At 71.1% G+C, this 26985-nt stretch carries 20 protein-coding genes; 2 read left to right on the plus strand and 18 right to left on the minus strand.

Translation table 11 applies throughout. The annotated features are described in order from the left end of the window. Positions 1 to 10 precede the first annotated feature (10 nt). The 12 genes from BCR55_RS01135 to BCR55_RS01190 all read right to left on the minus strand — a co-directional run bounded on the left by BCR55_RS01135 (position 11) and on the right by BCR55_RS01190 (position 18431). Positions 11 to 205: a hypothetical protein gene (locus BCR55_RS01135; RefSeq protein WP_039224773.1), complete on the minus strand. Its 195-nt coding sequence runs from the start codon at positions 203 to 205 to the stop codon at positions 11 to 13. Continuing rightward, positions 187 to 1743 (minus strand): cellulose biosynthesis protein BcsG, encoded by a 1557-nt coding sequence (gene bcsG / locus BCR55_RS01140; protein ID WP_065494046.1) that lies wholly within the window; start codon positions 1741 to 1743, stop codon positions 187 to 189. The genes BCR55_RS01135 and bcsG overlap by 19 nt, the downstream gene beginning before the upstream one ends. 25 nt (positions 1744 to 1768) lie before the next feature. Continuing rightward, positions 1769 to 4309, minus strand: a complete 2541-nt coding sequence (bcsA, locus tag BCR55_RS01145; protein WP_065494047.1) for a UDP-forming cellulose synthase catalytic subunit — start codon at positions 4307 to 4309, stop codon at positions 1769 to 1771. Further along, complete coding sequence (gene bcsQ / locus BCR55_RS01150) at positions 4306 to 5085, minus strand: cellulose biosynthesis protein BcsQ (RefSeq protein WP_065494048.1); 780 nt, start codon at positions 5083 to 5085, stop codon at positions 4306 to 4308. Before bcsQ ends, bcsA begins: the two co-directional genes overlap by 4 nt. Continuing rightward, a complete protein-coding gene (locus BCR55_RS01155) occupies positions 5082 to 5291 on the minus strand; it encodes a hypothetical protein (protein WP_006402171.1) in 210 nt (69 codons plus the stop codon). The genes bcsQ and BCR55_RS01155 overlap by 4 nt, the downstream gene beginning before the upstream one ends. After that, positions 5288 to 7276, minus strand: coding sequence for a cellulose biosynthesis protein BcsE (gene bcsE / locus BCR55_RS01160; protein ID WP_065494049.1), 1989 nt, complete (start codon positions 7274 to 7276; stop codon positions 5288 to 5290). The genes BCR55_RS01155 and bcsE overlap by 4 nt, the downstream gene beginning before the upstream one ends. An 8-nt stretch (positions 7277 to 7284) precedes the next feature. Further along, complete coding sequence (locus BCR55_RS01165) at positions 7285 to 11235, minus strand: cellulose synthase subunit BcsC-related outer membrane protein (protein WP_065494050.1); 3951 nt, start codon at positions 11233 to 11235, stop codon at positions 7285 to 7287. Then, positions 11220 to 12482, minus strand: coding sequence for a cellulose synthase complex periplasmic endoglucanase BcsZ (gene bcsZ / locus BCR55_RS01170; protein ID WP_065494051.1), 1263 nt, complete (start codon positions 12480 to 12482; stop codon positions 11220 to 11222). Before bcsZ ends, BCR55_RS01165 begins: the two co-directional genes overlap by 16 nt. 3 nt (positions 12483 to 12485) lie before the next feature. Beyond that, on the minus strand, positions 12486 to 14807 hold the full coding sequence (gene bcsB / locus BCR55_RS01175) for a cellulose biosynthesis cyclic di-GMP-binding regulatory protein BcsB (protein WP_065494052.1): 2322 nt from the start codon (positions 14805 to 14807) through the stop codon (positions 12486 to 12488). A 612-nt stretch (positions 14808 to 15419) separates the two neighbouring features. After that, positions 15420 to 15731 carry a hypothetical protein gene (locus BCR55_RS01180; protein WP_006405020.1) on the minus strand — a complete coding sequence of 104 codons (312 nt, stop codon included), beginning with the start codon at positions 15729 to 15731 and terminating at the stop codon, positions 15420 to 15422. Beyond that, a complete protein-coding gene (locus BCR55_RS01185) occupies positions 15728 to 17089 on the minus strand; it encodes an acyclic terpene utilization AtuA family protein (protein ID WP_065494053.1) in 1362 nt (453 codons plus the stop codon). The genes BCR55_RS01180 and BCR55_RS01185 overlap by 4 nt, the downstream gene beginning before the upstream one ends. A 43-nt stretch (positions 17090 to 17132) precedes the next feature. Then, complete coding sequence (locus BCR55_RS01190; RefSeq protein WP_065494054.1) at positions 17133 to 18431, minus strand: CitMHS family transporter; 1299 nt, start codon at positions 18429 to 18431, stop codon at positions 17133 to 17135. A gap of 98 nt (positions 18432 to 18529) precedes the next feature. Between BCR55_RS01190 and BCR55_RS01195 the strand changes: the two genes are divergently transcribed. Beyond that, the gene (locus BCR55_RS01195; protein ID WP_006412029.1) at positions 18530 to 19423 is read left to right on the plus strand and encodes a LysR family transcriptional regulator; all 894 of its coding nucleotides are present in this window, start codon (positions 18530 to 18532) and stop codon (positions 19421 to 19423) included. Positions 19424 to 19487: 64 nt separating this feature from the next. On the opposite strand, the gene BCR55_RS01200 is transcribed toward BCR55_RS01195, so the two are convergent. The 6 genes from BCR55_RS01200 to BCR55_RS32930 all read right to left on the minus strand — a co-directional run bounded on the left by BCR55_RS01200 (position 19488) and on the right by BCR55_RS32930 (position 25670). Further along, positions 19488 to 20081 (minus strand): flavin reductase family protein, encoded by a 594-nt coding sequence (locus BCR55_RS01200; RefSeq protein ID WP_006412028.1) that lies wholly within the window; start codon positions 20079 to 20081, stop codon positions 19488 to 19490. Positions 20082 to 20206: 125 nt separating this feature from the next. Further along, positions 20207 to 20968 (minus strand): hypothetical protein, encoded by a 762-nt coding sequence (locus BCR55_RS01205; RefSeq protein ID WP_065494889.1) that lies wholly within the window; start codon positions 20966 to 20968, stop codon positions 20207 to 20209. A 50-nt stretch (positions 20969 to 21018) separates the two neighbouring features. Then, the gene (locus tag BCR55_RS01210; protein WP_065494055.1) at positions 21019 to 23601 is read right to left on the minus strand and encodes a TonB-dependent receptor; all 2583 of its coding nucleotides are present in this window, start codon (positions 23599 to 23601) and stop codon (positions 21019 to 21021) included. A gap of 52 nt (positions 23602 to 23653) precedes the next feature. Continuing rightward, positions 23654 to 24640 carry a FecR domain-containing protein gene (locus tag BCR55_RS01215; RefSeq protein WP_065494056.1) on the minus strand — a complete coding sequence of 329 codons (987 nt, stop codon included), beginning with the start codon at positions 24638 to 24640 and terminating at the stop codon, positions 23654 to 23656. 2 nt (positions 24641 to 24642) lie between these two features. Beyond that, the gene (locus BCR55_RS01220) at positions 24643 to 25152 is read right to left on the minus strand and encodes a sigma-70 family RNA polymerase sigma factor (RefSeq protein ID WP_006410524.1); all 510 of its coding nucleotides are present in this window, start codon (positions 25150 to 25152) and stop codon (positions 24643 to 24645) included. 185 nt (positions 25153 to 25337) lie between these two features. Beyond that, positions 25338 to 25670 (minus strand): hypothetical protein, encoded by a 333-nt coding sequence (locus BCR55_RS32930; protein ID WP_157765400.1) that lies wholly within the window; start codon positions 25668 to 25670, stop codon positions 25338 to 25340. A gap of 109 nt (positions 25671 to 25779) precedes the next feature. On the opposite strand from BCR55_RS32930, the gene BCR55_RS01230 reads away from it, so the two are divergent. Further along, positions 25780 to 26940, plus strand: coding sequence for a porin (locus BCR55_RS01230; RefSeq protein ID WP_006402187.1), 1161 nt, complete (start codon positions 25780 to 25782; stop codon positions 26938 to 26940). The last annotated feature ends 45 nt before the right edge of the window (positions 26941 to 26985 follow it).

Here is a 26985-nt window from a genome sequence, read left to right on the forward strand (position 1 = left end):
GCGGCGCCGCTCAGCGCGCGAGCCCCATCAGCTTCGCGAGCACGGGCCAGCGCGCGAGCGCATCGACGTACGCGCGCCGCGCCTGTTCGTCTACATAGCGTTCGGGATCGAACGCCGGCACGTGGCGCGCGAAGCCGAGCACGTCGTTCGGTTGCGACAGACGATCGTCGTCGATGTCGCCGCGGTTTACTGTTCGTCGATCCATACGCCGTCCGGAGTCTTGACCGCGTAGCCCGCGGCCGTCTGCATCGTCACCGTGCCCTCGTTCTCGCCGACCATCCGCGTGCGCGGCAGATCCGCCGCGTATTGCGCGAGCGTCACGCCGGGCTTGAACGGGCTGTTCGATACCAGGTTCGACAGCAGCTGCGCGAGCGCGAGGAAACTCGTCGGCTGGTCGATCACGGTCGTCGTGCCGTGATCGCCGTCAAAGCCGACGAGCCGCACGCCGACCGGCCCGTGCACGATGCGCGGCGTCGGAATCTCGCGCAGACCCGCCACCTGGTTCCGGTCGCCGCGCAGCGCGGCGCCATGCTCGGGCACGAACACGATCACCGCGCGCCGGCCCGATTGCGCGATCAGATCGGCGAGCCGGTCGACGTCGCTCATCAGCTTCGCCGCGCGTTGCGGATACGAGTCGATGCTCGTCAGCGCGCTGCCGACCACGCGGTTGCCGTCATGCAGGCTGATCGTGTTGTAGTACAGCGCGACGGGGCCCGCAACCGCGCCGCGCTGCGCATACCAGTTCGCGAGCGTCGCGTAGTCGTCCTTGATCGCCGAGCCGTCGAACGCATGCATCGCGACGGGCGCCGCGTCGTTCGACACGAGCGGCGCGCCCGGCACGCCGATGTTGTCGCGAATCACCTGCAGGAAGTTGTCGAAGTGGCCGTCGTGGTTCAGGAGCGACTGCACCGTGTAGCCGGCGCTCGCGAGCTGCGCGAACAGATGGCATTGCTGCGGCGCGGGCTTGTACAGATCGGCATGCGCCTCCTGTCCGCAGCTCGCGCGCAGCACGCGGATCGCGGCCGGCCCGCTGTAGCTCGCGGCCGTGCTGAAATTCGTGAACAGGTAGTCGAAGCGGCTCAGCATCGGATGATTGCGCAGCTTGGCCGCATCGAGGTCGTCCCACGACAGCGAGCAGACATGCACGACGATCACGTCGAACTGCGCCGCCGGATCGCTGCCGAGATGGCCGAACGCGACCTGCCGCTGCGACTCCTGCGTGCGGAACGTCGCGAGTGCCGCGTTGTAGTCCTCGGGCTGGCCCGCGCGCGACGCCGCCGCGCCGCCGCCCTGCGCCGTCGTCGCCTGCGCGACGCGCGTCGCCCAGCCGCTGCCCGCCTGCCACAGCGGCATCGCGATCAGGGCCGCGATCACGAACGTCGCGACGCGCAGCCAGCGGTTCACGACGAAATAGACGATCAGCGCGCCGGCCACCGTCAGCAGCAGCATCGGCGGCAGCAATCGCGGCAGGATCTCGAGCCAGTAATCGGCGCGGAACGTCGCGACCTCGCGCGCGGCCTCCGCGAGCCGTGCGAGCGGCGGCGCATGCAGTTCGCGCGCGAGCAGCGGCACGGCAATCGCGACGGCCGCGATCTGCCGCACGATGCGTGCGACGCGCGAACGCAGCGGCGCGCTCACCGCGAGCGCCAGCGCGAACACGAGATTCGCCACCCACATCGGCTGCAGATGCCCCGTCGCGAACAGCGCGAACTTCAGGATGAAATACAGATTCCAGAACGTCATCGATACCACTCCGTGATGCGCGGCATCAGTCGCGCGCGCGCTCGAGCTTCGGCGCGAGCAGCGCCTGCAGCCGCTGCGCGGTCCCCTTCCACAGCCGCACGTAGCCGTCGAGGCCGACGCGCAGCACTTCCTTCAGTCCGCGCAGCGGCGTATCGGCCGGCGCGCCTTCGTGCCAGTCGAGCCACGCGTCGGCGCGGCCGAACGTGCACTGGATCAGCAGCCGCTCCTGTTCGAGCGTCAGCGCATCGAAGCTGACGCCGACATGCGTCGGCGTCACGCGGCTCACGCGCACCGGAAACGGAAACGACCGGTCGCCGCGCGACACGCACACCTGCAGCCGGTCGCCGACCGCGAGCGACAGGCCCGGCACCGCGTCGAGCCCGAGGCCGCCCGTCGAGTAGTCGCTCGTGAAGCATGCGGCCGTCGTGCCGTCCGCGAGCAGCAGCGTGGCCGGCACGCGCATCGCGATCCGATGCGTGACGCGCACCTGCTTCGTCTCGCGCGCGACGGCGAGCGCGGCGCCGAGCATCGCGAGGTTGTACACGGTCCAGCCGAGCGTGATCAGGATCGTCGTCGCCTCGTCGCCCTGCTCGGCGACGAGCCGCCACAGCCCGGCCACGATCGCGAGCGCGTTGAGCGCGAGCAGCACGAGATAGGGCTTCGACGTCGACCAGTCGACGTAGCCTTCGTCGATTCGCCCGCCCTTGTCGGTCACGTTGAACTTGCCGTGCTTGGGGCTCAGGAACGCGACGGTCGTCGGCAGCGCGATATACCACGCAAGCACCGATTCGTAGACTTCCGCCCAGAACGAATGGCGAAAGCGTCCCTGCATCCGCGAGTTCGCGACGTTCGCGAGCACCAGATACGGGATCACGTAGCTCGCGAGCGCGAGCGCGGACGCATTGATGAAGTACAGATGAAAGAACAGGTAGGCGAACGGAATCGTCAGGAACACGAGCCGCGGAATGCCGTAGAAGAAATGCAGCATCGCGTTGCCGTAGCAGATCCGTTGCACGAAACCGAGCCCGCGCCCGAGGAACGGATTGTCGATCCGGAAGATCTGCGCCATCCCGCGCGCCCAGCGCGTGCGCTGCTTCACGTGGCCGGCCAGGCTCTCGGTAGCGAGGCCGGCCGCCTGCACGGTCGGCAGATACGCGGACGTGTAGCCGCGGCGATGCAGCTTCAGCGCGGTATGCGCATCCTCGGTCACGGTTTCGACCGCGACGCCGCCCACTTCCTCGAGCGCGCTGCGCTTGAGCACCGCGCACGAGCCGCAGAAGAACGCCGCGTTCCAGAGATCGTTGCCCGACTGCACGAGCCCGTAGAACAGGTTGCCCTCGTTCGGTACTTCGCGGAACGTGCCGAGGTTGCGCTCGAACGGATCGGGCGAGAAGAAATGATGCGGCGTCTGTACGAGCGCGCACTTCGGATCGCGCAGGAACTCGCCCATCGTCGTCTGCAGGAACGAGCGCGTCGGCACGTGATCGCAGTCGAAGATCGCGATGTACTCGCCGTGCGTCTTCGGCAGCGCGCGGTTGATGTTGCCGGCCTTCGCGTGGCGATTGTCGTCGCGCGTCAGATAGCCGATGCCGGCGTCGCGCGCGAACGCCGCGAACTCGGGGCGGCGGCCGTCGTCGAGCAGATAGACGCGCAGCTTGTCCGTCGGCCAGTCGATGCTCTGCGCGGCGAATACGGTCGGCTTCACGACCGACAGCGGCTCGTTGTAGGTCGGGATGTAGATGTCGACGCTCGGCCACGTGTCGGGATCGGCCGGCAGCGGCACGATCGGCCGGTCGAGCGGCCAGGCCGTCTGCACGAAGCCGAGCAGCAGGATCATCCACGTATACGCTTCGGCGCCGTACAGCAGATAGCCGGCGATCGCCTCGGCCGGCCCGCGGAAATCGAGCGTCTGCGTCGTGCGCCACCAGACGTAGCGCACCGCCGCGAGCAGCGCGAGCGACGCGAGCGCAAGCGTCGGCAGATGGCCCGGGACGCGGCGCAGCGCGAGCGCGAGCAGCGCGACGATCGCGAAGAACGCGAACTGCGCGCCCGGCATCAGCGGCGACATCCCGGCGGCCGCCCACAGCAGCGCGCCGGCGAGCAGCAGCAGCGGCGCAAGCCAGCGACGCCGGCCGACGCCGTTCGCGCGCGCATCGAGCCAGCCGCCCCAGCGCGTCCACGGCAGCCGCGCAAGCGCCGCGTCGATGCGCCGCATCAGCGCGCGCGCGGCGACGTAGACGGGCACCACGTAGGTGTCGAACCACGCGAGCGGGTCGCGCGCCGGGCGCTCGGCATCGGCGGCGCGCGGCGCGCGCACGCAGGCGCGCCACAGCCATTCGCGCGGACTGAGCGGCTGCAGCACGCCCCACTCGCGCGCGAGCCGCAGGAACACGGCACGCACGCCGCGGCGCACGACGTCCGGGCGGCCGGGCGGCGGCGCATGGAAGAACAGCCGCACGAGCCAGTCGAGCAGCGTGCGTTGCGCGGGCAGCCCGAGGCCGCGTGCGATCCACGCCGTCGTGCCGCGGCGCGCGGCGCGCAGTCGTGCGACCAGGGCCGCCTTCATCGCGACGCTCCCGCACGGCCGGCGACGGCCTCGGTCAGCCACGCGTCGACCCAGTTCGCGACGCCGTGCAGGTCGTGCGACGCCTGCGAATACGGCGCGTCGTCGAAGATCCAGCTGCCGCGCGCGAACGCTTCGGGCACCGCGGCGTCCGCATGGATGCGCTGTTCGAGCAGCGCGGTCGGGCCCGCCGCCGCGCGCAGCATCGCGAGCGCGTCGCGCTGCATGTCGCGTGCGGGGTTCAGGCGGTTCACGACGATCTGCCACGCGCGGCCGCCCGCGCGCAGCGCGTCGAGCCGCGCGGCGAGCGTCGCGCATGCGGCGGGCTCCGGCGGCACGACGACGAGCGTCAGGTCCGCGCAGCGCAGTGCCTGCTCGGCCTGCTGCGACGGCTGGCGCGCGGTGTCGATCAGCACGACGCCGTCGGCCGGCAGCGCGATCTCGTCGAGCGCGCGCGCAAGCCAGATGGGATCGGCCGCGAGCCGCGCGTCGCAGGCGGCGGCGCCCGCCGCGTCGACCGGCCCGTACGGCACGAACAGCACGCCGTCCACATTGCGCCAGGTGTGCGCATGCCAGGGCTCGGCGCCGCCGAGCAGGCTTTGCGCGAGGCCCGCGTCGGCGAGCGTGTCGAGGCCGAGCAGCGCGCCCATCAGGTTCTGCGGATCGAACTCGACCGCGACGACGGGCCGCCCGCGACGCGCGAGCAGCACCGCGAGCGCGGCCGCGAGCGTGGTGCGGCCGGCGCCGCCTGCCGTCGACGTGATGGCGATCGTCTTCATCGCGTGCCCTCGTCGGCGCGCGCCGCTTCGGGCAGCAGCCGCCCGCGCAGCGCGACCGGTACCAGCGTGCACGGCACCGCATCGCGCCGACCGAGCCCGCGCGGTGCCTGAAAGCCGCGGCCGACGCCCAGATGCTGCGCGACGATCCAGACGGGCACCGCGATCGCGATGCCGACGAGAAATCCGATCACGAGTTCGGCGATCATGCGCCCTCCGGCTTGCGCAGCGGCATCGCGCTGCGCGTGGCGCCGCGCGCATGCACGGCGGGAAATGCGGAATGTGCGGTGTCGGCGGCGACGGTCTGCGCGGCGGCCGCATCGGCGGACGAGGCGGGCGGCATCGTGCGGGCGGGCGATGCGTCGTCGTGCCGCGCGCCGGCCGCCTCGACTGCGGCGCCGGCATCGTCCGCATCGTCTGCAGCGACGGCATCGATCGCGCGGGCCGCCTCCCCTCCACCGTTCGGCTCCGGCGACGCGAACAGGTCGCTGTAGTCGGCCACCGGCGCGCGCCGCTGCTCGGCCTTCAGCGCATGCAGTTCGGTCTCGATGCTGCCTTGCCCGAGACAGAGGACGCGGTCGGACAGCGTATCGACCGGCACGTCGAAGATGCGCGCGAGCGCGTCGTCGGCATCGGTCGGTTCGCACGCGAACAGAAACACGTACAGGTGCGCGGCGTCCGCCGTCACGACGTCGCCGGTGCGGCGCGGCCGGCAATGCCGCAGCGCGTCGACGTGCGACACCGCGGGCAGCAGCGTCAGCTTCGCGAGCGTATGCGGCAGCGCGAGCACCGCGCCGCGCTCGAGCACCGCGGCAATCCGCGCGCAGAACGTGCCGACCGGCAGATAGCCGAGCACCGGCTCGCCGAGCGCGGCCGCGAGCGCCGCACGATAGTCGGCCGGCACCGGACGCGCGAACAGTTGCCCGCGCAGCGCGTGCACGGCGGCCTGCACGCGCGAGAGCGGCACGTCGCGGCCGACCACACGGTTGGCCCCGACGCTCAGCACGAGCGTTTCGAACTGCTGACGCAGCACCTCGCCGCGCTCGACGACCGCGATCTTCAGCGCGCCGCCGCTGCGTCGGCGCAGCGCATGTACCTGTGCGCACAGCGACTCGAGCTGCGCGTTGGTGCGAAACGCGAGCACGGCCGTCGCGGCCTGCGCCTGCGCGCACGCGGCGACGACGGCCGCGTTGTCGTCGACGATCTCCCAGCCGGCCGGCACGTGCGCGACGCCGTCGATCACCGCGCGGCTGACGACGACGCGATCCTCGTCGATCGCGAGCCGCGTGCGGCGCGCCGGTTCGGCCGCGCCCGCATCGACGATCGCCGACAGCCGGCCGTTCGCCGCGAAGCGCAGCGGGCGCACCTCGCCGGCCGCGAGCGTGCCGCCCGCGCGCCAGAATTCGACGAGCCACAGCAGTTCGCCGTGCGTGCGCTGCAACTGCGCGACGCCCGCGCATACGCTGTGCAGGCCGCTGCGCGACGTGCGATCGGTGTCGCGCACGAACGGACGATCGTCGGTGCGTGCGGCGTCGGCGGCGTCCGGATCGAGCAGCAGCACGAGCGCGATGCGGTGCGCGCGGCACCAGTCCGCGAGCGCGCGCGCTTCGTCCGCGAGTGCGGCCGGATCGTCCCAGCTGAACCAGCGCTGCGCGCCTTCGACGACATACAGCGAGCGCGCGCGAAAACCGTAGCGCTTCAGTGCGCGCAGTGCACCCGCGAGCCGCGCGAACGGCCGCGGCGCGGCAGCGCGCGGTGCGTCGCGATGCGCGTCGGCGTCGGCGTCTGCGGCCTGCGCGTTCTGCACGGCGTCGCGCGGCTGCGGCGGCATCGCCAGCACGTTGAGATTGCGCGGCCAGCCGGCCGGCTGCGCGCCGCCCGCGAAGCCGCGCGTCTCCATCTGCGCGGCGACGTGCGCCGCATCGCGCGCGAGCACGACGGTCACGTCGCGCGTGCGCGCATGGCGCGCGCTTTCCCATACGAGCGCGTCGCAGGCGGGCGTCTGCGCGGCCGCGTAGAGCGCATAGAGGCCGCCCGCTTCGAGCTGCGTCCACGTATCGGGCAAGCCGTCGATCGCGAGCCGGCCCGGCGCGCCGGCGCGAGCGCCGGCCGCTCCGCTGCGCCAGAGCGTACGCAGCCGCTCGACGATCGCTGTGCCGAGCGCGGGGCGTGTAGCGTTGAAATCGGTATTCACGCGTTCCCCTAATAGTCCGAGTAGAGCCGCACGGGCGTCGGCGTGACGAGCCAGCTGCGCTCGGCGCGCGCGTCGAACGCATAGCGCAGATAGACGAGCGCCGAACTCGGCGCGTAGTCGTGCGACCGGTCGACATGCAGTTGCGCGCCCACGCTCAGATGCGCGTTCACGCGGTATTCCGCGATGCCGTTCACGCCGTACGAGAACGACACGCCGCGCGTCGAGCTGCCCGTGTAGACGAGGCCGGCCGCCTGCTGCTCGGCGCGCCGGTCCGCGAAGGTCGGATAGAACAGCGAATCCTTCTCGTAGCTGTTCGAGATGCCGGCCGTGACGGTCAGGTCCCACGACAGCGCGTCGCGCCGCCCGGCCCATTCGATCGGCACGCCGAGCGACAGATAGCGCTGCGGACTGTAGTAGCCGCCCTGCCCGTACGTGTAGTACCGCAGGTTCTGCGCGTAGTGCCACGCGTTGCCGACGAGCCCGGTGGCGACCTTCATCGTCGCGCGTTCGTAGACGGGCACCATGAAGCCCGTGCGCAGCGTGACCTCCGCATTGCGCTCGACGTTGCGGCCCGACAGCACGCCGGCGCCGAGTTCGGCGAACAGGTTCGCGCGGCCGACGTCGACCGACGCGCGCAGGTTCACGCCGTCGCGGCGCACGCCGCCCCACACCGCGCCCGTCCACGGGTCGCGCATGCCGGCATACGACAGCACGCTGCTCGTTTCCGGCCGCCGCGACGCGTTCACGCTGACGCTCGCGCGCCCCGCGTCGAACCGGTAGCGCACGCCGCCGACCAGGTAGTGCACCGGAAAGCCGAGCGGCGACGTGCCGAGATCGACGCGCCACGCGTCGGACCGGTAGCCCGCGCCGAGCGCGACGCCCGTCGTCGACTGGTGCAGCGCGCCGGGCGGATGCGCGATCAGCGCGCCAGCCGACGCCGCCGGCGCAAACGGCGGCGGCAGGCCGTTCAGCGCGTTGAGCGCCGCATACGTGCCGAACGTTTTCAGCGTGTAGGCGTCCGGGTTGCTTGTGTCGAGCGTGCCCGCATCGAGATGCACGGTGTCGAGCTGCAGGAACGCGTGGCCGTCGTAGCGCACGGGCACCTGCATATAGATCGGCACCTGCTGCGCGCGATACGCGGAAATGCCTTCGTCGCCGGACTTGTAGGCCGGCAGCCAGCCGATCTCGATCTCCGGGTCGCGCCGCTGCTCGAGATCGGCGAACGCGGCCTGCGCGGGCGTCAGCCCGTCGCGGCCTGCGCGTACGCCGCTCGCGCGCTCCTGCGACATCGACAGCCGGTACAGCGACGCCGCGTCGTCGTAGCGGCGTTGTCCCTCGGCGACGCGGCCGGCCGCGACCGTCACGTCCGCACGCGCCGGATACGCGGCCTGCAGCCGGTCGGTCACCTGCACCGCGGCGTCCGAGCGGCCGAGCGCGTTCAGCCGCCGCACGACGGCGAGCCGCGCGTCGACGTCGTCGTCCGGCGTGCGCGCCAGCACCGCTTCGACGCGTGCCAGCGCGGCCGCGCGACGGCCGCTCTCCTCGTCGATCCGCGCGAGCGCGAGCTGCGTGTCGGGATCGTCGGGCAGGCGCGCGACGACCGGCGCAAGCGCGTCGCGCGCGGCATCGTAGCGGCCCTGCGCGCGCTCGACGTCGGCGAGTTCGAGCGCATAGCGCTTGTCGGCACGGCCCGCCGCAGTCACGCGCGCGAGCAGCGCGCGGGCGCGCGCATCGTCGTGCTGCGCGATCGCATCGTCGGTCTGCCGCAGCACCACGCGCAGCGCCTGATCCTCGAGCCGCGCGCTCTGGGCAGGCGTCAGCGCCGGGTCGCGGCGCAGCGCATCGAGCCACGCGACGAGCGCATCGTCGCGCCGCGCGCTGCCGAGCAGATCGCCATAGCGCAGCCGCACGTCGGCATCGGCGTCGGCCGGATGCGCGGCGATCCAGTCGTGCAGCGGCGCGAGGCCGCGCTCCGTCTCGCCCGCATCGATCCACTGCGTGCCGATCGCGGCAAGCACGTCGGGATCGTCCGGTGCCTGCCGCTGCGCACGCTCGAGCGAGGCGGCGAACGCCGTGCGGTCGCCGCGCGCGAGCGCGTCGCGTGCATCGGCCAGCGCGCGCTCCGCGTCGAGCTTGCGCGCGAGCGTGCGCATGCCGTCCGAGCGCTGCGCCTCGTCGATGCCGGCGAGCACGGCCTGCGCGCCGTCGACATCGTCGAGCGAATGGCGGTACAGCGCGCTCGCGTAGCGCATCTCGGGCGTATCGCGATACGCGAGTCCTTCATCCATCACCGTGCGGCCAAGCTGCGGCAGTCCCATGTCGCGATACAGGCGCGCGAGCGAGAAGCGCGTCCAGGCCGCGTCGGGCGCCGCGCGCACGGCCGCTTCGTAGCGTTGCGCGGCCGGCCCGCGTTCGCCGCGCGCCGCGAGCGCGCTGGCCTGGCTGGCCAGCAGGTCCGCGCGCAGGCCGTCGAGCGTGCGCCGATCGTCGCCGCCCGTCACGCGGCCTTGCAGCGCATCGAGCAGCGGCCCGACGCGCTCCGCGCGGCCGGTGTTTTCGTAGAGCGTCGCGGTGTCGCGCACGGCCGCGATGCGCGGCGAAGGCGCGGCCAGCAGTTCGCGCAGCAGCGGCTCGGCGCGCGCCCAGTCGCGCTGGGCCAGCAGCGCATCGGCAAGTTGTAGCTTCGCATCCGCGCTGTCCGGCTCCATCGCGAGCGCCGCGCGCGCCGCACGCTCGGCTTGCGCCGCACGACCGGCCGACGCCGCCGCACGGCCTTGCGCGAGCAGCCCCCAGAATTGCGCGGTGCGCGCGAGGCTCTGCCACTTGCCGCGCTGATCGGTCGCGAGCGATGCGGCGCGCGTGAACAGCGCGCGCGCTTCGTCGTGCCGCCCTTGGCGCAGCCGCAGCAGCCCGAGGCCGCCGACCGCGTCCGCATCGTCGGCGCGCGCACGCACCGCGCGCGTCAGCAGCGGCTCGGCCGCCGCGAGATCGCCGCGCGCAAGCGCCTGCAAGCCGCGCTGCTGCGCGATGTAGTCGGGATCGCGTTCGAGCCGCCGCCGCGCGTCGCGCTGCCGGTCGAGCGCGGCCGCGCGATCGCGGAACTCGGTATCGTCCGGCACGAGCGCGAGATAGGCATGCAGTGCGTCGAGATAGGCGGGATCGGCGCCGGCCGACTGCAGCACGTGCCGCCACAGCGTCATCGCATCGGTATGGTCGGCGTCGGTGCGCGTCGCGAGCGACCACGCGATGCGGTTGGCTTCGGCGCGCGTGTCGTCGCGCTGGTTCAGCAGCCGCGCGAGCGCGAGCGCCGCATCCGTGTCCTGCGGATCGGCCGCGAGCGCGCGGCGCAGCGCGGCGATCGCCGGCGCACGACCGCCCGGCGCGTTCGCGACGATCTGGTAGTACTCGGCGCCGAGCGCACCGGACGGCGCACCGTTCGGAAACAGCGCGACGATCCGTCGGGCCGCTTCGTCGGTCCGGCCGCTACGCGCGAGCAGCCGGATCTGCGCCATCTCGCCGCGGCCGCTCGTCGCGACGCGGAATTCGTCGGCCGCACGCCGGGTATCGGGGGCATTCGGTGCGCGCGCCCGCAGCCGGGCGAGCGCGGCCTGCGCGCGTTGCGCGTCGCCGAGCCGCAGCAGCACGCGCATCTGTTCCGCGAGCAGCCCGGGATCGTCGGGCGCGATCAGCAGCCCCTTGTTCAGCGCGTCGCGCGCGAGGTCGTCGCGATGCTTGACGCCCCACATCCGCGCGGTCGCGAGCAGCCGGCGCGCATCGACCGCGTCGGCGGATGCGGGTGCCGCGGGCACGGCTTTCGGTACCGCGGGTCGCGTCGCGGCCGCGGGTGCCGCTGCAGCGGATGCCGACGCGGCAGGCGCCGATGCGGCAGGCGCCGACGCTGCGATCGACGACGCGAACGCCGTGGCGCCCGCGACGACGCGAATCAGCGGGCGACGCACGAACGCTCTCCCCAGCGCACGTCGAGCGAGCCGTCCGCGCCGAACCGGTAGCGGCCCTCGCGCCAGCCGAGGCCGAACAGTGTCAGCACGCTCGTGTAATAGCCGGGCGCCGACTCGCGCGCGAGCGCATCGACGCGCGCCGCCTGCGCATCGGCCAGCGCGTGCTGGCCGCGCGCGTCGAGAAACGGCACTGCGGCCGCGGAGAAGCCGCCGTTGCCGTCGTTCGGACCGGCGACGCCGGTCGTCGTGTCGACTTTCTCCGGCGGCGCGCCATGCGTGGCGATGTAGTCGGCGAACGGCGCGAAGCGCGCGAGCAGCGGCGCGGCGAGCGGATCGGCGCGATCGAGCATGCCGGCCCACAGATACACGCGAATCGCGTTGTACGCGCTTTCCGCCTGCGTCTGCGGATCGGGACCGAAGCCCGCGCCCGCGCGGTACAGCGCCCAGTCCGGCGCAAAGCCCTTCGGTGCGGTATCGAGCAACACGCGGCCGGTGCTGGCCGCAAGCGCAGCCCAGCGGCGATCGTCGGGCAACCGTGCGGCGAGCGCGCGAATCACCTGCGGCGGCGAATAGCTCGGATTCACGCGCCATCGGTCGCGCGCAAGCGCGAAGCCGGTCGGCCCGGGCAGCAGCGTGAGCCCGAGGCCCGGCACGTTCGCCGTCTCGTCGTCGAGCACGCGTTTCGCGAGCAGCATGCCGCGCGCGGTATAGCTGCGCTCGTGCCAGAGCCGCCCCGCTTCGACGAGCGCGTACGCGATCCACAGATCGGCATCGGACGCCGCGTTCGCGTCGAGCACGCGCCACGTGCCGTCCGGCGCGCGGCCCCACAGCCATGCCGGCAGCCGTGCGCTCAGATCGCCCTGCGCGAGGTTGTTCTCGGTCCATGCGAGGATCGTGTCGAACGTGCGCCGGTCGTTCGCGACGAGCGCGAAGAACAGTCCATACGCCTGCCCCTCCGATACCGTGCGCGAATCGGCCGAACCGACGTCGATCACGCGCCCGTCGGCCGACACGAACGCGCGCTTGAACGCGTCCCAGCGCGGCCAGTCCGCGCCGCAGCGCGCGTCGGCGGCGTCCGTCGCGCTTGCCGCGCCTGCGCCGCCTGCCGCACCGCTCGCCGTACGCGGCGCAGCCGCCGCGCGCGCGACCGTGCCGCCTGCCGCACACGCTGCCGCGACGGCCAGCACGAACGTCGCGCCGAGCCGGCGCGCCGATACCGCGCGCCGCATTCCGATTGCCCGCACCATCCGTTACATCCCCCGTCGACGCGCGGCGATCCGCTGCAGCACGCTGAACGCACCGAGCGCGAGCAGCAGCCCGGCGACCACGCCGACCGCGCCGAGCACGACCGGGTGCCGCGCCGCATGCGTCCACACACGCGCGTACCACGGCACGAAGCCGACGACGTACGGCTCGCCGACGCGCAGGCTGTCGACGGCGCCCGCCCGCACCAGCGCGACGTCGCCCTGCACCTGCGCGACGAGGCCCGGCTTCTCGAACACGTCGAGCAGCTCGCCGAGGCGGCCCGGCTCGGTCGCGGTCAGCGCAACCACGCTGCGGCCGTGACTGCCCGGCAGCTCGAAACCGGCGAGCGTCGCGAGCGGCCCGCTCTGCTCGATGTGCGCGCCGCCGTCCGGCCGGCCGACGCCGTTGCGCCAGCGCTCGTCGACGGAAAACGCGACGCGCGTCGCGCCCGCGCCGCGCGGGCCGCCGATCGCGACCGGCAACGCGGCGCGCCAATGCGCGAGCAACGGCGACGACGATGCGCCGTCGATCACGAGCAGATCCTTGCTGCCGCCGAGCGCGGCGACGTCGGCCGCGCGCGCCACCTGCACGCGCAGCGCCGGAAAGCCGGTCCATTCGCCCATGTGGCCGAGCATCGTCAGATACGCTTCGAGATCCTGCGCGGTCGGGCGATCCGGCAGCACGACGGCCGTCTGCGACAGGTCCGCGAAACGCGTGAACGGAAAGCCGCTGTTCGCGAAGTACGCGAGGTTCGGCAACTGCGCGTAGTGAACGAAATGCGAGAAGTCGATCGTCGAATCGGGATCGATCGCCGCGCGCTGCGGCTCGCTGGCGGTGCTCGAGCATAGGCCCGTCTTCTGCGAATCGAGCGTGAAGCGCAACTGCAGCTGGTTGCCGCTGCCGACGCGGAACGCCGGGATGTCGACGTCGCTCGTCACGCGCCCGTCCGGCACCGACAGCAGCGGCAGCTGCAGGCGGCCGCGCGCATCTTCGGCGCGCGCGGGCGCGAGCCGGTACGACTTCACGAGCTGGTCGTTGATCTCGACCGCGAGCGTCGAGTTGTCCTGCACGGTCGGCGCCGTATAGCGATAGCGCAGCGTAATCGGTACGCCGCTACCGTTCCACGAATGCAGATCGGCGGGCACGCGCAGGTTCAGCCGGATCGCGTCCGGCGCGGTGCCGCGCACCTCGAGTGCGCGCGGGTCCGACACGAGCTCGCGGAACGCAATCGGCCGGTTGACCGGCAGCCAGCGCGGCGCGTCGTACGGCTTGCGCGGCGCACCCGGATCGACGTGCGCGACCGTCGCCGCCGGCCCCGACAGCGCCGCGCGGCCGAGCACGAGCGTCGCGACCGCGTCGTCGACTTCGGCGGCCGTGCGGCCCGTGACGACGAGCAGCTTGCGGCCCGGCGCGGCCGGGTTGTCGGCGACCGCGAGCAGCGGGCCGTTCACCGACGGCAGCGCGAGGCCGGCCGGCAGCGTCGCGGCCGTGCCGATTACGACCGCCTGATCGTCGGAAGGCAGCGTCGCCGACACCGGAAAGCGCGCATGCCGATAGTCGGCCAACGCGCCGAACCACGACGCGAGCACGCCCGCGCTGCGCAGCGTCGCCGAATCGGCCGACGCGGGCAGCACGAACGGCAGCCGCACGAGCGCGTTGTCGCGGCGGTCGAAGAACGGCGCGGGCAGCAGCGCGAGATCGTTCGGCAGACGCACCGGCGCCTCGTCGAGAATCAGTTCGCTGGTCGGACTCACGTCGGCCCACAGCGCGGAGTTGGCCGGATCCTCGCAGTGATCGAGCGTGTAATGCGCGATCAGCCGCACGCCGATCTGGTTGAAATCGGAGAAGTAGCGCGGATCGATCGGAATGTCCTGCGTGACCGTGCGGCCGGCCTGCGCGGCATCGAACGGGACGGTCGCGATCACCTCGCCGTTGACCGACACCTTCAGGTGCGACATCGGGAACACGAGCGACGGCGAATACGCATAGGTCAGGCGCAGCCGCGCGCCCGTCACGACACGGTCGAGCCGCACGCCGGCGTTGATCGTGCGTACGTCGTCGGCGCCGCGCAGCCGCAGCGGATCGAATGCGCCGAGCGACGCGAACGGCAAACGCACGGTCGTCGCGGGCAGCGCGGCCGACGGCGCCCTGGCCGCCGCGCCGGCAACCGATGACGGCAGCGCTGCCGTGCTGGTCGAAGACGCCGCGCCGGGCGCCGCCGACGCAATGACCTGCCCGCCGGGCGCCGTCGCGGCGGCCAGCGCAGCCGCATGGAATGCGCCGGCCGCCGCGGCCAGCAGGACGAACCGCGACACGGCCGGCGTCATGCGCCGCTCCGTTCGGTCCGGGACGTCCTATCCTCGATCGCGCCGGATCCGGCGCGCGCAAAGCGGCTATGCCTGTGCGTGCACATCCCGTCTGCTTCCCCTCATCAATGGCCTTGATTCATTTATCGAAACGGCGCGGCGATTCTTTAGCCGCCGGCTCGTCGTACGGCGCGCGCGTCGCGGCGTCGCGCACCTGTTCGTCACGTTATCTCAAAAGTAGGACAAAACGCTGCCGGATTCCGGACAACGAAGCGAGAAAACGCTCGATTCGGTCAGAAATACCGTATGCGAAGAAAGAATGGCAACGATTGCGCCGCGGTTGCCGATCGGGACGAACATGATGCTGCCGGCGCGTTCGGGCGATGCCCGCGGGTCGATATGCCGGCGGCGGTCCGTTGCGGACCGTCGTCCGCTGCACGCTGCCGCGTGGGCGGCGCGTATGCTACCTCAAGCCCGCGTCGTTGCGCGCGGTTTGAGTGCGAAAAAAGTGATCTGGATCAAATCGGCGACACGGGGCAAGGTGCGTGGCCGTAATTCGGGGCCTCATCGTGTCGCCGGCGGAGAGCGCCGAAGGCTTTGTCGACGGCGGGCCGCGCGCCGCGCATCAGCGCCTCACACCGGATCGGGCACCTCGAGCGCGAGCAGCGCCGAGCTGACCGACTTGCCATGCGCATCGAGCGCGAGCGAGCGCGTGACGCCCCCGCCCAGCGCATCGCGCAGCACGAAGTTGAACGCCGCGAGCGCCGGCAGCTCGTAGCGCACGACGTCGCCGCGCACGATGCCGGCAAGCCACGCCTTCACGACGTCCGCGGACAGATGCGTGCGCAGATGCGCGTAGTGCCGCGGATCGTGGCAGATCACCGACACGTTCAACGTATTGCCCTTGTCGCCCGTGCGCGCATGCGCGAGTTCCCGCAGTTTCATGATGCCTCCACGAACGAAAACGACGGCGTCACCGCGTCGCGCGGCAACAGCACCGACTGCACGGCGACCACCTCGCGCGTCGACTTGAACGCGCCGCCGCCGCCGGCCGGCCCGTTCGTGTACAGCGTTTCGACCTCGTTGCCGATCCGCGCCGCCTCTTCCGCCGTGTCGGCGCGGCCCGCGACGCGCACGCGCACTTCGGCCGGCTCGCCGCTTGCACCCGTTCGTACGTCGCCGTACAGCGAATCGACGCCGATCAGATCGAAGCGCAGCTCGCTCGCCGCGACGCCGGTCAGCGCGAGCCGTTCGCGGACGATTTCGAGCGCCAGCCGCGCGCGCTCGAGCGCGCCCGGGCCGCCGTACGAGATCTGCCCTTCGCCGATGAAGCCGTCGACGTACGCGACCGACGCCTTCAGCGTGTCGGGCCGCGCGGCGCCGCGCCCGCCCGTCACGCGCACACGATCGCGCGCCGCCTCGACGACGCTCACCTGCGTGAAGTCCGCGACGACGTCCGGCTGCAGATAGCGCCCCGGATCGTGGATCTCGTACAGCAGCTGCTCCTTGCAGGTCGCCGCGCTCACGCGACCGCCCGCATGCGCGACCTTCGTGATCGTGACCGCGCCGTCGGCCTCGACCTCGCCGATCGGAAACCCGAGCCGCGCGAGATTCGGCACGTCCTTGTAGCCGGGATCGGCGAAGTAGCCGCCCGTGATCTGCCCCGCGCATTCGAGCAGATGGCCGACGACCGTGGCCTGGCCGAGCGTGTCCCAGTCGTCCATGCGCCAGCCGAACGCATGGATCAGCGGCGCCGCGAACAGCGACGGATCGGCGACGCGCCCGGTCAGCACGACGTCGGCACCCGCGTGGAGCGCCGCGACGATCGGCGCCGCGCCGAGATACGCGTTGGCGGCGACGATCCGCTCGCGATACGCGGCGACCTCGTCGCCCGATTCCTCGAAGCGGAACGCGCCGCGCAGCACGACGTCGAGCACGTCGTCGCCTTCGACCGCCGCGACCTTCAGCTGCGCGAAGCCGAGCGCGCGTGCGATCTGCGCGGTGCGGCGCGCGGCCGCGTGCGGGTTCGCGGCACCCATGTTCGACACGATCCGCACGCCTCTCGGCACGGCGGCCGGCAGCACCGCGCGCATCCGCGCGTCGAGCAGCGGGTCGTAGCCGTGCGCCGGATCGCGGCGCTTCGCCTGCTGCGCGATCGCGATCGTGCGCTCGGCCAGGCATTCGAAGACGAGATAGTCGAGCTGCCCGTGCTCGGCCAGTTCGACCGCGGGCTCGATGCGGTCGCCGGAATAGCCGGCACCCGCGCCGATGCGCACGCGCCGTTCGTGTGGGATTGCTGTCATCTCTGCACCGTCGTGCGGCAGGTTGGCGATCCGGAGGATCGAATCAAAACACGCCGAGCACGACGCATGCGATCGTCATCACGATCGATGCGCCGAACAGCAGCGGAAACGTGAACTTCTGATGCTCGGCCAGTTCGATGCCGCACAGGCCGACGACGAGAAACGTCGCGGGCGTGAGCGGACTGACCGGAAAACCGGTCGTCATCTGGCCGAGCAGCGCGGCCTGCCCGACCTTCACGGCCGGCACGCCGAGCTGGCCGGCGACCTCGGCGATCACCGGCAGCACGCCGAAATAGAACGAGTCGGGATCGAACAGCATGCTGAGCGGCATCGACACGATGCCGAGCACGACCGGAATGTGCGCGGCCATCGAGGCCGGCACGAAGCCGACCGCGGCCTGCGCCATCGCCTTCAGCATCCCGCTGCCCTGCATGATCCCGGTGAACACGCCCGCCGCGAGCAGGATCGCGGCCATCATCAGCGCCGCGCGCGCATGCGCGTCGACCCGCTTGCGCTGCATCGCGACATCGGGATAGTTGACGGTCAGCGCGATGCAGAGCCCGACCATGAACACGATCGCGGGCGGCACCTTCTCGCCCATCGCGACCATCGTGCCAAGCACGACGAGCGTCAGCACGATGTTGAACCAGAACAGGTGCGGCCGGCGCAGCGCACGTTCGTCGGCCGTCAGCTCGCGCGTCGGCAGCGCGATCGCCGGATCGTGCCGCGACAGGCCGAGCCGCTTCTCCTCGCGCCGTCCGAGCCAGTAGGCGACGCCGAACACGAACACGAGGCCCACCGCCTGTACCGGAATCAGCGGATTGAACAGCGTCGACACGGGCAGATGCAGCGACGCCGATGCGCGGATCATCGGCCCCGTCCACGGCAGGAAATTGATGCCGGCCGCCATCGACACGGCCGCCGCCAGCACGCGGCGGTCGATGCCGAGCCGGTCGTACAGCGGCAGCACGGCCGGGATCGTCACGAGAAAGCACACGGCGCCCGAGCCGTCGAGATGGATCAGCAGCGCGAGCAGCGTCGTGCCCGTCGCGATCCGCGTCGGCCGCGTGCCGACCGCACGCAGGATGCGGTCGATGATCGGATCGAGCGTGCCCGCATCGGTGATCGTCCCGAAATAGAGGATCGCGAACACGAACATGCCGACCACGGGCGCAAGGCCCTTCAGCCCGTCGAGTACGAACTTGCTGGTCTGCAGCCCGAATCCGCCGAGCAGCGACGCGACGATCGGCACGACGATCAGCGCCACGAGCGGCGACATGCGGCGGGACAGAATCGCGGCGAGCAGCACGACGATCGTGCCGAGCCCGAGTAACGGCAGCATCGGTTGTCTCCTGTCTTGTCTTTTGTTGGAGACGAGCGTAAGGTCCGCGCAGCGATAGCACAATTGAAATGATTTGATCGCAGCAATCACGACCCGTTATGGATCTGAATCTTCGCGACATTCGCGCGTTCGTCACCGTCGCGCAGGCCGGCAACTTTACGCGCGCGGCCGCGCGGCTGCATCTGTCGCAGCCTGCGCTGACCGTGCAGATCCGGCGGCTCGAGGAAATCGTCGGCGCGCGGCTGTTCGACCGCAACAGCCGCAGCGTCGCGCTGACGCAGACGGGCCGCGAGCTGCTGCCGCTGCTGCAGCGCTCGCTCGACGACATGGAGCGCGTGCTGCGCGATGCGCGCGCGCTCGGCGAAGGCGCGAGCGGCACCGTGCGGCTCGCATGCCTGCCGACGTTCGCGTCGAGCGTGCTGCCCGAATTGATCCAGACGTTTCGGCGCGACGTGCCGCGCGCGGCGTTCGAGATTCGCGACGGCGTCGCAAGCCTCGTGACCGCGCTCGTGCGCAACGAGGAAGCCGATCTCGGGTTCACCGGCGGCGACGCGTTCGATGCGTCGCTCGACGTGCTCTACACGGGTGCCGATCGCCTCGTCGCGATCTGTCCGCGCGATCATCCGCTCGCGCGCAAGCGGCGCGTGACGATCGCCGATCTCGCGCGCGTGCCGCTCGTGCTGACCGCTCGCGGCACGAGCGTGCGCAGCGTCGTCGATGCGGCGCTCGACGCGGCCGGCTGCATGCCCCAGCTCGCGTGCGAGCCGACCTACATGATGACGGCCGTCGCGATGGTGCGCGGCGGGCTCGGCGTGACGATCCTGCCCGCGACCGCGCGCGAGGTGCGCGCGGAGCCGGATCTCGTCGCGAAGCCGATCGACGATCCGGCGTTCGTGCGGCCCGTCGCGCTCGTGTGCAAGCGCGGGCGCACGCTACCGCGCGTCGCGCAGGCGTTCGTCGACACGATGCTCGCGCACTGGCGGCGCACCTGAGCCGCGCGTGGCGGGCGATGCGCGCGGCCGGCGTGCGAGCCGACCTCGCGCGTGCCGCGGGCGATTACGCTGCGTCGGCCTCGCCCGTATCGGCGTTCAGCGCTTCGCCGATCGCATAGAACTTCCCGCCCGCGATGTAGTGCAGGCTGCGCAGCGCGGGGTCGGCCATTTCGAAATACCAGCGGCCGTCGCGGAACACACGCGTGTCCGACCATGCGCCGACCACCTCGCCGACGAACAGGTCGTACGCCTGCTGGTTGTGCGGCTCCGGAATCAGCCGGCATGCGAGCCAGCCCGAGCAGCCGGCGACGAACGGCAGATCGTGGCCGTCGACGTCGAACAGCGTGACGCCCGCCTCGCGCAGCTTGTCGGGATGCTCGGCGAGACTGCGGCTGCCGACCGCGTGCGTGAGCTGCAGCTGCGCGGCGGTCGGAATCTGGATCGCGAAGCGTCCGCTCGCCTCGACGAGCGCGCGCGTCTTCGTCGCCTTGTCGAGCACGACCGTCAGCTTCGGCGGCTGGAAATCGAGCGCGCACGCCCATGCGGCGGCCATCACGTTGTCGACGCCGTCGTGCCGCGCGGAGACGAGCACGGTCGGGCCGTGGTTGAGCAGCCGGTAGGCGTGATTCGGCGCAACCGGGGCGATGTGACTGTCCATACGGGTTCCTTCGAAAACGAGGCGGCAAAGGTGCGCATTCTCGCATCCGAATGCGGGCGGCGCGAGGCAGGCGCGACCGCGGCCTCGCGTCGCGAGCGGCGGCGGCCCGCCGCCGTACACGCGCGTCAGCGCCGCCCGGCCGCCCAGTCGAGCGCCGCATCGAACAGCGCGACGCCGGCCGGCGACAGGTTCGCAAACGTGTCGTTGTCGAGGAACAGCATGACGCGGCGCGCAGGCGCGAGCGCTTCGTAGTCCATCGTCGCGCCCTTCTCGTACGCGAAAATCGCGGCCTTGTCGGGCTGCCCGTAGACGGTCGCGATCGTGATCGCGCCGAGCCCCGGCTTGCCCCAGCTCATCGGCGCCTGCCGGCCGTAGACGTTCGTCACGCCCGCCGGCAGCCCCGCCGCGATCGGATGCGGCGCGTTGACGATCCATAGATAGCGCTCGTTGCCGGTCTCGCCGAAGTCCGTATCGTGCCGCTTGCCCGTCATCGCGAGATCGTCGAGCACGTCGTTCTCCCAGGTGACGAGCGGCTTGTCGAACGTGCGCCAGCCCGGCTGCACGTGCTTCGACGACACGGTCGACGAGATCACGACGAGGTCGGCATCGCGCGCGGCATCGGGCGTGGCCGACTCGTCGAGCATGCGTACCGCGTAGCCGCGCGTTTCCAGATGACGCGCGATGCGCTCGTCGGTCTTCAGGTTCGGGCCGCGCAACTGCACGAGCAGCGCGACGCGCGCGACGGCCGGCGGCGCGTCGGCCGCATGCGCGACGCTCATCACGCCCGCCTGCAGCGCAAGCAGCGCGGCCGCGAGCACGCGCAGCGCGCGACGCCGCGCATGCTCGACAAGACGGCGCGGTGCGCGCAGGTTCGTATTCGGTTTCATCGGGATCGACTCCGGCGTGGCGCGCGACGGTGCGCGCGCCGGTTGCATGATCAGAATTGCAGCGTGGTCAGCAGCGACACCTGCCGCGCGTCGCCGATCGCGACGAAGTAGCGGTTCGCGCTCGACGGGTAGTACGTGCGGTTGAACAGGTTCTTCACGTGCAGCTGGAACGACAGCTTCTGCTTGCCGAGCCGCGTGTCGTAGGTCGCGAACGCGTCGGCGAGCACGTACGACGGCAGCGTGAAACTGTTCGCCGAATCGCCGGGCCGTGCGCCGACATAGCGTGCGGCCGCGCCGATGCGCAGGTCGTCGCCGCCCGCGAGCGTGCCCACGTCGTACACGGCCGCGAGCGACGCGGTGTGACGGGCGACGTTCCACAGCCGGTTGCCCGCGTACAGCGGATCCTCGATCGTCTTCGCGTCGATGTACGCGTAGCTCGCGATCACGTTCACGCGTTCGCCGATGCGGCCCGACACGTCGAGCTCGACGCCGCGCGAGCGCGCCTTGCCCGACGTGCGCCAGTCCGTCAGCTTCGTCGCGTCGTTGAACTGCGAGACGAGCACGTTCTTCTTGTCGATGTCGAACAGCGCGAGCGTGCCGCTCAGCCCGCCCGGCAGATCGAGCTTGCCGCCGACTTCCCACGCGGTCGCGCGCTCGGGCGGCGTCGCGCCGTCGATCACGTAGCCGGACGCGAGCGGCGCGATCGACGACGACGGTTTCAGCGACTGCGAATAGCTCGCATAGAGCGAGAACGTGTCGGTCCACTTGTAGACGATGCCGGCGCGCGGCAACCAGCGCGACCCGCTCAGATCGGTGTTCGCATGAAACGGCCGGCCGCGGCCCGCGATCTGGTTGTACGTGATATAGCGCACGCCGCCCGAGACGATCCACTTGTCGGTCAGATGGATCGCGTCCTGCATGAACGCCGATGCCGCATGCAGCGTGTCGGTCTGGTCGCTGTCGCTCGCGGACACCGTGCTCGACGGCGGCAACAGCCCGTACACGGGATCGACGTAGCTGAACGGCGTCTTCACCGCCTGCCGTAGCATGTCCTTGCGATAGATGCGGCGGTACTCGGTGTCGAAGCCGACCTGCACGTCGTGCCGCATCCCCGCGAGCGTCAGCTTGCCGTTCACGTAGCCGATCCCGTAGCTGTCGGTGCTCAGCGAGCCGTGCGTCGCGTCGTTGCTGCGCGACAGCGTGCCTGTCACCGGATCGACGCCAGTCGTGCGCAGCTGGTTCGCGTCATAGGTCTCGCGGTTGTAGCTGTAGCCGAGATGCGCGCTCCAGTCCCCGTTGAACTGGTGATCGACGCTCAGCTGGGCGAGGTGCGATTCGCCGTCCATGTTGTTGAACGGTTCGTCGATGCGCCGCCGCGCGGGAATGTCGAGCGGCGCGTTGGTGCGCGGATCGAGCGCCGTGCCGCGATCGAACGGCGAGTGGAACTTCCGGTACTCGTACGACACCACGACCTGCGTGTCGCGGCCGTACCACGCGAGCGACGGCGCGACGAAGGTCTGCCGGTATTCGCCGAAATTGCGCCAGTACTGCTCGTTCGACTGGTCGACGATCAGCCGGTACGCGAGCCGCGAATCGCCGATCGGCCCGGTCGAATCGAACGTCGCGCTGCCGCCGTTCTTGCCGTGCCCGAAGGTCGACGCGCCCAGCGAAATCGCGTTGTAGCGCGTGAGCTGCGGCTGCTTGCCGACGACGTTGACGACGCCGCCCGGGTCCATCAGCCCGTACAGCAGCGAGGTCGGCCCTTTCAGCACCTCGACGCTGTCGACGGCGGCGTTGAACGAGCGCCCCTGCACGATCGGCATGCCGTTGTGCATGACCGAGCCGTCGCGGTTGTCGCCGAAGCCGCGCTTCATGAGCGTGTCCTGCGTGCCCGCGAGCGTGTTGCCCTGCGTGATGCCGCTGACGTTGCCGAGCGCGTCGTCGAGGTTGCGCGGACGCTGGTCGCGCAGCACCTGCGCAGGCACGACGTTGACGGCCTGCGCGGTATCGAGCACCGGGATGTCGGAGCGCAGCACGCCCGCCTCCTTCGGCGGCCCGTAGCTTTGCGCGCGCAGCGCGCTGCTGCGCACCGCGATCGTCGGCAGTTCGGCCGCCGTATCGGCCGACGGCGCCGGCACGGCGGCACCGCTCATGCCGTTCGCGCCGTTCGCGCGCATCAACGTATAGCCGCCGCCCGGCTGACGCAGCGCGACGAGGCCGGTGCCCGCGAGCACGTGCGCGAGCGCATCGTCGACGTCGAAGCGGCCGTGCACGCCGCCGCTCGTCAGGCCGGCGGTCAGCTCGGGCGGGAACGCGATCAGCAGGCCGGTGTCGCGGCCGAACCGGTTCAGCGTCGCTTCGAGCGGCCCGGCCGGCACGTCGAATGCACGGCGCGACGTGCGCGGCGCGGCGGCGGCCGCGTCGGTGTCGGCATCGGCGAGCGCGGGCAACGGCAGCAGCGCGGACAGCAGGACGGCGCCGGCAAGCCGGTGCGCGACGCGGTTAGGCACGGCGGGCACGATCGTGCGCCGCGTGTGGCGGGCGGACGCCGGACGGCGCCGCGGCATGAGACGGATGGAAACCATGATCGAGAAGTCGGTAAACGATGGGCCGGTGCGGCTTTCATTTCCCATGTCACGCGACGACCGCGAAATGGCTCACGTCGGCCCGAAATTTTTCGCGCGGTCACGAACGGGCCGGCACGACGGTCGCCCAGTAGCGCGTCACGTAGCGGACGTCGATCGGCAGCGTCGCCTTCAGCGTGTCGAGCACGCGCGCCGGATCGTCGAGCGGATAGCTGCCCGACACGCGCAGGTCCGCGACGGCCGCATCACAGCGCAGCGTGCCGGGCCGGTAGCGGTCGAGCTCCGCGACGAGATCGGCGAGCCGCATCCGCGAGGCGACCAGCATCCCGTCGGTCCACGCGGCGGCATACGGCGCGAGCGGCGCCGGCGCGTCGACCGCGTCGCGCGTGAAGCGCGTGCCGCTGCCGGCCGCAATCGTGCGCGCGTCGGCCGCCGCGTGCGTCGGCTGCACGCGCACCGCGCCCGCGAACACGTCGACGCGCGTCGCGCCGTCGCGAGCGCGCACCGAGAAGCGTGTGCCGAGCGGCCGTACATCGCCATCGGCCGTCGCGACGACGAGCGCACGCGCGGGCACGCGATCGTCGTGGCCGCTCGTCACCATGATCGCGCCGCGCAGCAGCTGCAGCCGGCGCGCGCTCGCATCGAAGCGCACGTCGAGCGCGGTATCGGTGTCGAGCACGACGACCGTGCGATCCGCGAGCGTCACCGTGCGACGTTCGCCGACCGCCGTGCGCAGGTCGGCAGTGACGATCGCCCAGCGTCGCGCGGGGTCGCCGAACGCGGCGAGTCCGCCCGCGAACAGCAGTGCCGCGAGCGCCTTGACGGCCGCACGGCGACGACGCGAACGCCGCGGCGACAGCGCGGCGCGCGCCGCCTGCGCGTCGACGCCGGCCGCGAGCCGGCCCAGACGCTGCTGCATCGCTTCGAGATGACGCCACGCGGCGTCGTGTGCCGGATCTTCGGCGCGCCAGCGTGCGAGCGCGGCCGCGCTCGCACGCGTGTCGCCGCCCGCATGCAGGTCGACCCACCACTCGACGGCACGACGCGCGACGTCCGGCGCGATCGCCGGCCTGCCGGACGCGGCCATCGTCATGCCGCCATCGCGAAGAAGCACTGCGCGCCGGCCTTGACCAGATAGCGCTTGACCGTCGCGAGCGACACGCCGAGCTCGCGCGCGATCTCCGCCTGCGTGAGCCCGTCGAGCTGGGCGAGCAGAAACGCGCGCTTTGCGGCGGCCGGCAGACCGTCGAGGAGACGGTCGATCTCGAGCAGCGTGTCGAGCACGACCGCCCGCTCTTCCGGCGACGGCGCATACACGTCCGCGCGCTGCGCGAGCGCGTCGAGATATGCGCGTTCGAGCTGCTCGCGCCGCCAATGGTTGTACAGCACGCGCTGTGCGACCGTCGTCAGGAACGCGCGCGGCGCCTCGGCGCCGATCGGCTCGTCGCGCGCGAGCAGACGCATGAACGTATCGTGCGCGAGATCGGCGGCGCGATGCGCGCAGCCGAGCTTGCGGCTCAGCCAGCCGCGCAGCCATGCATGATGGCCGGCATACAGCGCGTCGATTTCGCGATGGAGGGACAGCTTGTCAGCAGACATGGCCGGATTCCGGAGGCGGTCGGGAGCGTTTCTGTAAATGAGAATGATTATTATATACAAAACCGACTACCCGACCGCCGCGGGCGGCGCCATGCGTGCGCCGCCGGTGCTGCACGGGGAGACGCTTATCGAGACAGCAAGCGGAATCGTGGTCGCACGTGGGACGTGACGATCCGCAACCTCGATTACGCATCGCTTTCGGAGAGCGACATGCGCGATGACGACACGCATCTGCAATCGACGCGCGCGCGATGCACGATTGCATCGTCGCGAGAGCCGCACACCACAATGGTTGCGCGCGCAAATAACATAATCGCGCCCGTTAAAGCGATTCGATTCATTAAAGAATCAATTGACGAATCCACGACAATCGCCCACCCGCTCGCCGCGTAATGAAAATCGCCAAAAATTGTCACGCGCCGCGTAAATTTTGAATATTGATACACCGGATTCAGCGGCGATTGATACGCGATCGTCAATAATTCAGATCTCTCAATAGACCCTTCCGCAGCACGCATCTGTCTGCTTCAGGCCACAAAAGAGAATTTCATTTTTGTCGTTTGCGCGTGCATCGGTAGTCTCCTGCCATTCCGATTCACGCATACCAATCCACTCGCAGGAGATGAAATGAAACGCACGGCCCTCTCGCTGATTTCGCTTGCGTCGCTCGCGGCCGCGCCGCTTGCGCACGCGCAAACGAGCGTCACGCTGTACGGCGTGATCGATACGTCGATTACGTACGTCAACCACGCGCAAGGCAAGGACAGCGCCTGGCTGCTCGGCAACAGCAGCGCCGGCAACCTCGCGGGCAGCCGCTGGGGGATCAAGGGCGCCGAGGATCTCGGCGGCGGGCTGAAGGCGCTGTTCCAGTTGGAAAACGGCTTCGATCCGAGCAGCGGCCGCCTCGGCCAGGGCAACCGCATGTTCGGCCGCCAGGCGTTCGTCGGGCTGTCCAGCGATCGCTACGGCACGATCACGCTCGGCCGTCAGTACGACCCGCTGATCGATCTCGTCCAGGGCATCACCGCCGACAACTATTTCGGCAGCGTCTTCGCGACGCCGGGCGACGTCGACAACTACGACAACAGCTTCCGCGTCGGCAACGCGGTCAAGTACACGTCGCCCGTGCTCGGCGGCCTGCAGTTCTCTGCGATGTACTCGTTCGGCGGCATCGCCGGCAGCACGGGTTCCGCGCAGTCGTACTCGGCGGCCGTGTCGTACAGCAACGGGCCGTTCAGCGTCGCCGGCGGCTACTTCCACGCGAACAACAGCCCCGCGTCGAACGGGCTGCGCGACGGCTGGACGAGCTCGTCGGACGGCACGTTCGACGGCCCGATCAACAGCGGCTACGCGAGCGCGCATTCGATCGGCATCGCGCGCGTCGCCGGTCAGTACGTCGCGGGGCCGTTCACGTTCGGCCTCGGCTACAGCAACGCGCAATACCGCCGCGACGGCAGCTCGGTGTTCGGCTCGAACGAGCACTACAACACCGGGCAGGGCTTCGTGAACTACCAGGCGACGAACGCGCTGCTGGTCGGCGTCGGCTACAGCTACACGCGCTCGGGCGGCGACACGTCGGCGACCTATCACCAAGTGTCGGCCGGCGCCGACTACACGCTGTCGAAGCGCACCGACGTGTATCTGACCGCCGCGTACCAGCACGCGAGCGGCCAGACCGGCGACGGCAGCGGCGGCACGATGGCGGCGCAAGCCTCGATCGGCTCGTACGGCTATGCGGGCACCAGCTCGCAGACGATCGTCAACCTCGGTCTGCGTCACCGCTTCTGAGCGGCGCGGCGCCGCGCCCGCTGCCCCTGTGCGGCGGTGCGCGGC

It is taken from the genome of Burkholderia sp. CCA53, assembly GCF_001685525.1.
In the GTDB taxonomy this organism is placed as follows: domain Bacteria; phylum Pseudomonadota; class Gammaproteobacteria; order Burkholderiales; family Burkholderiaceae; genus Burkholderia; species Burkholderia multivorans.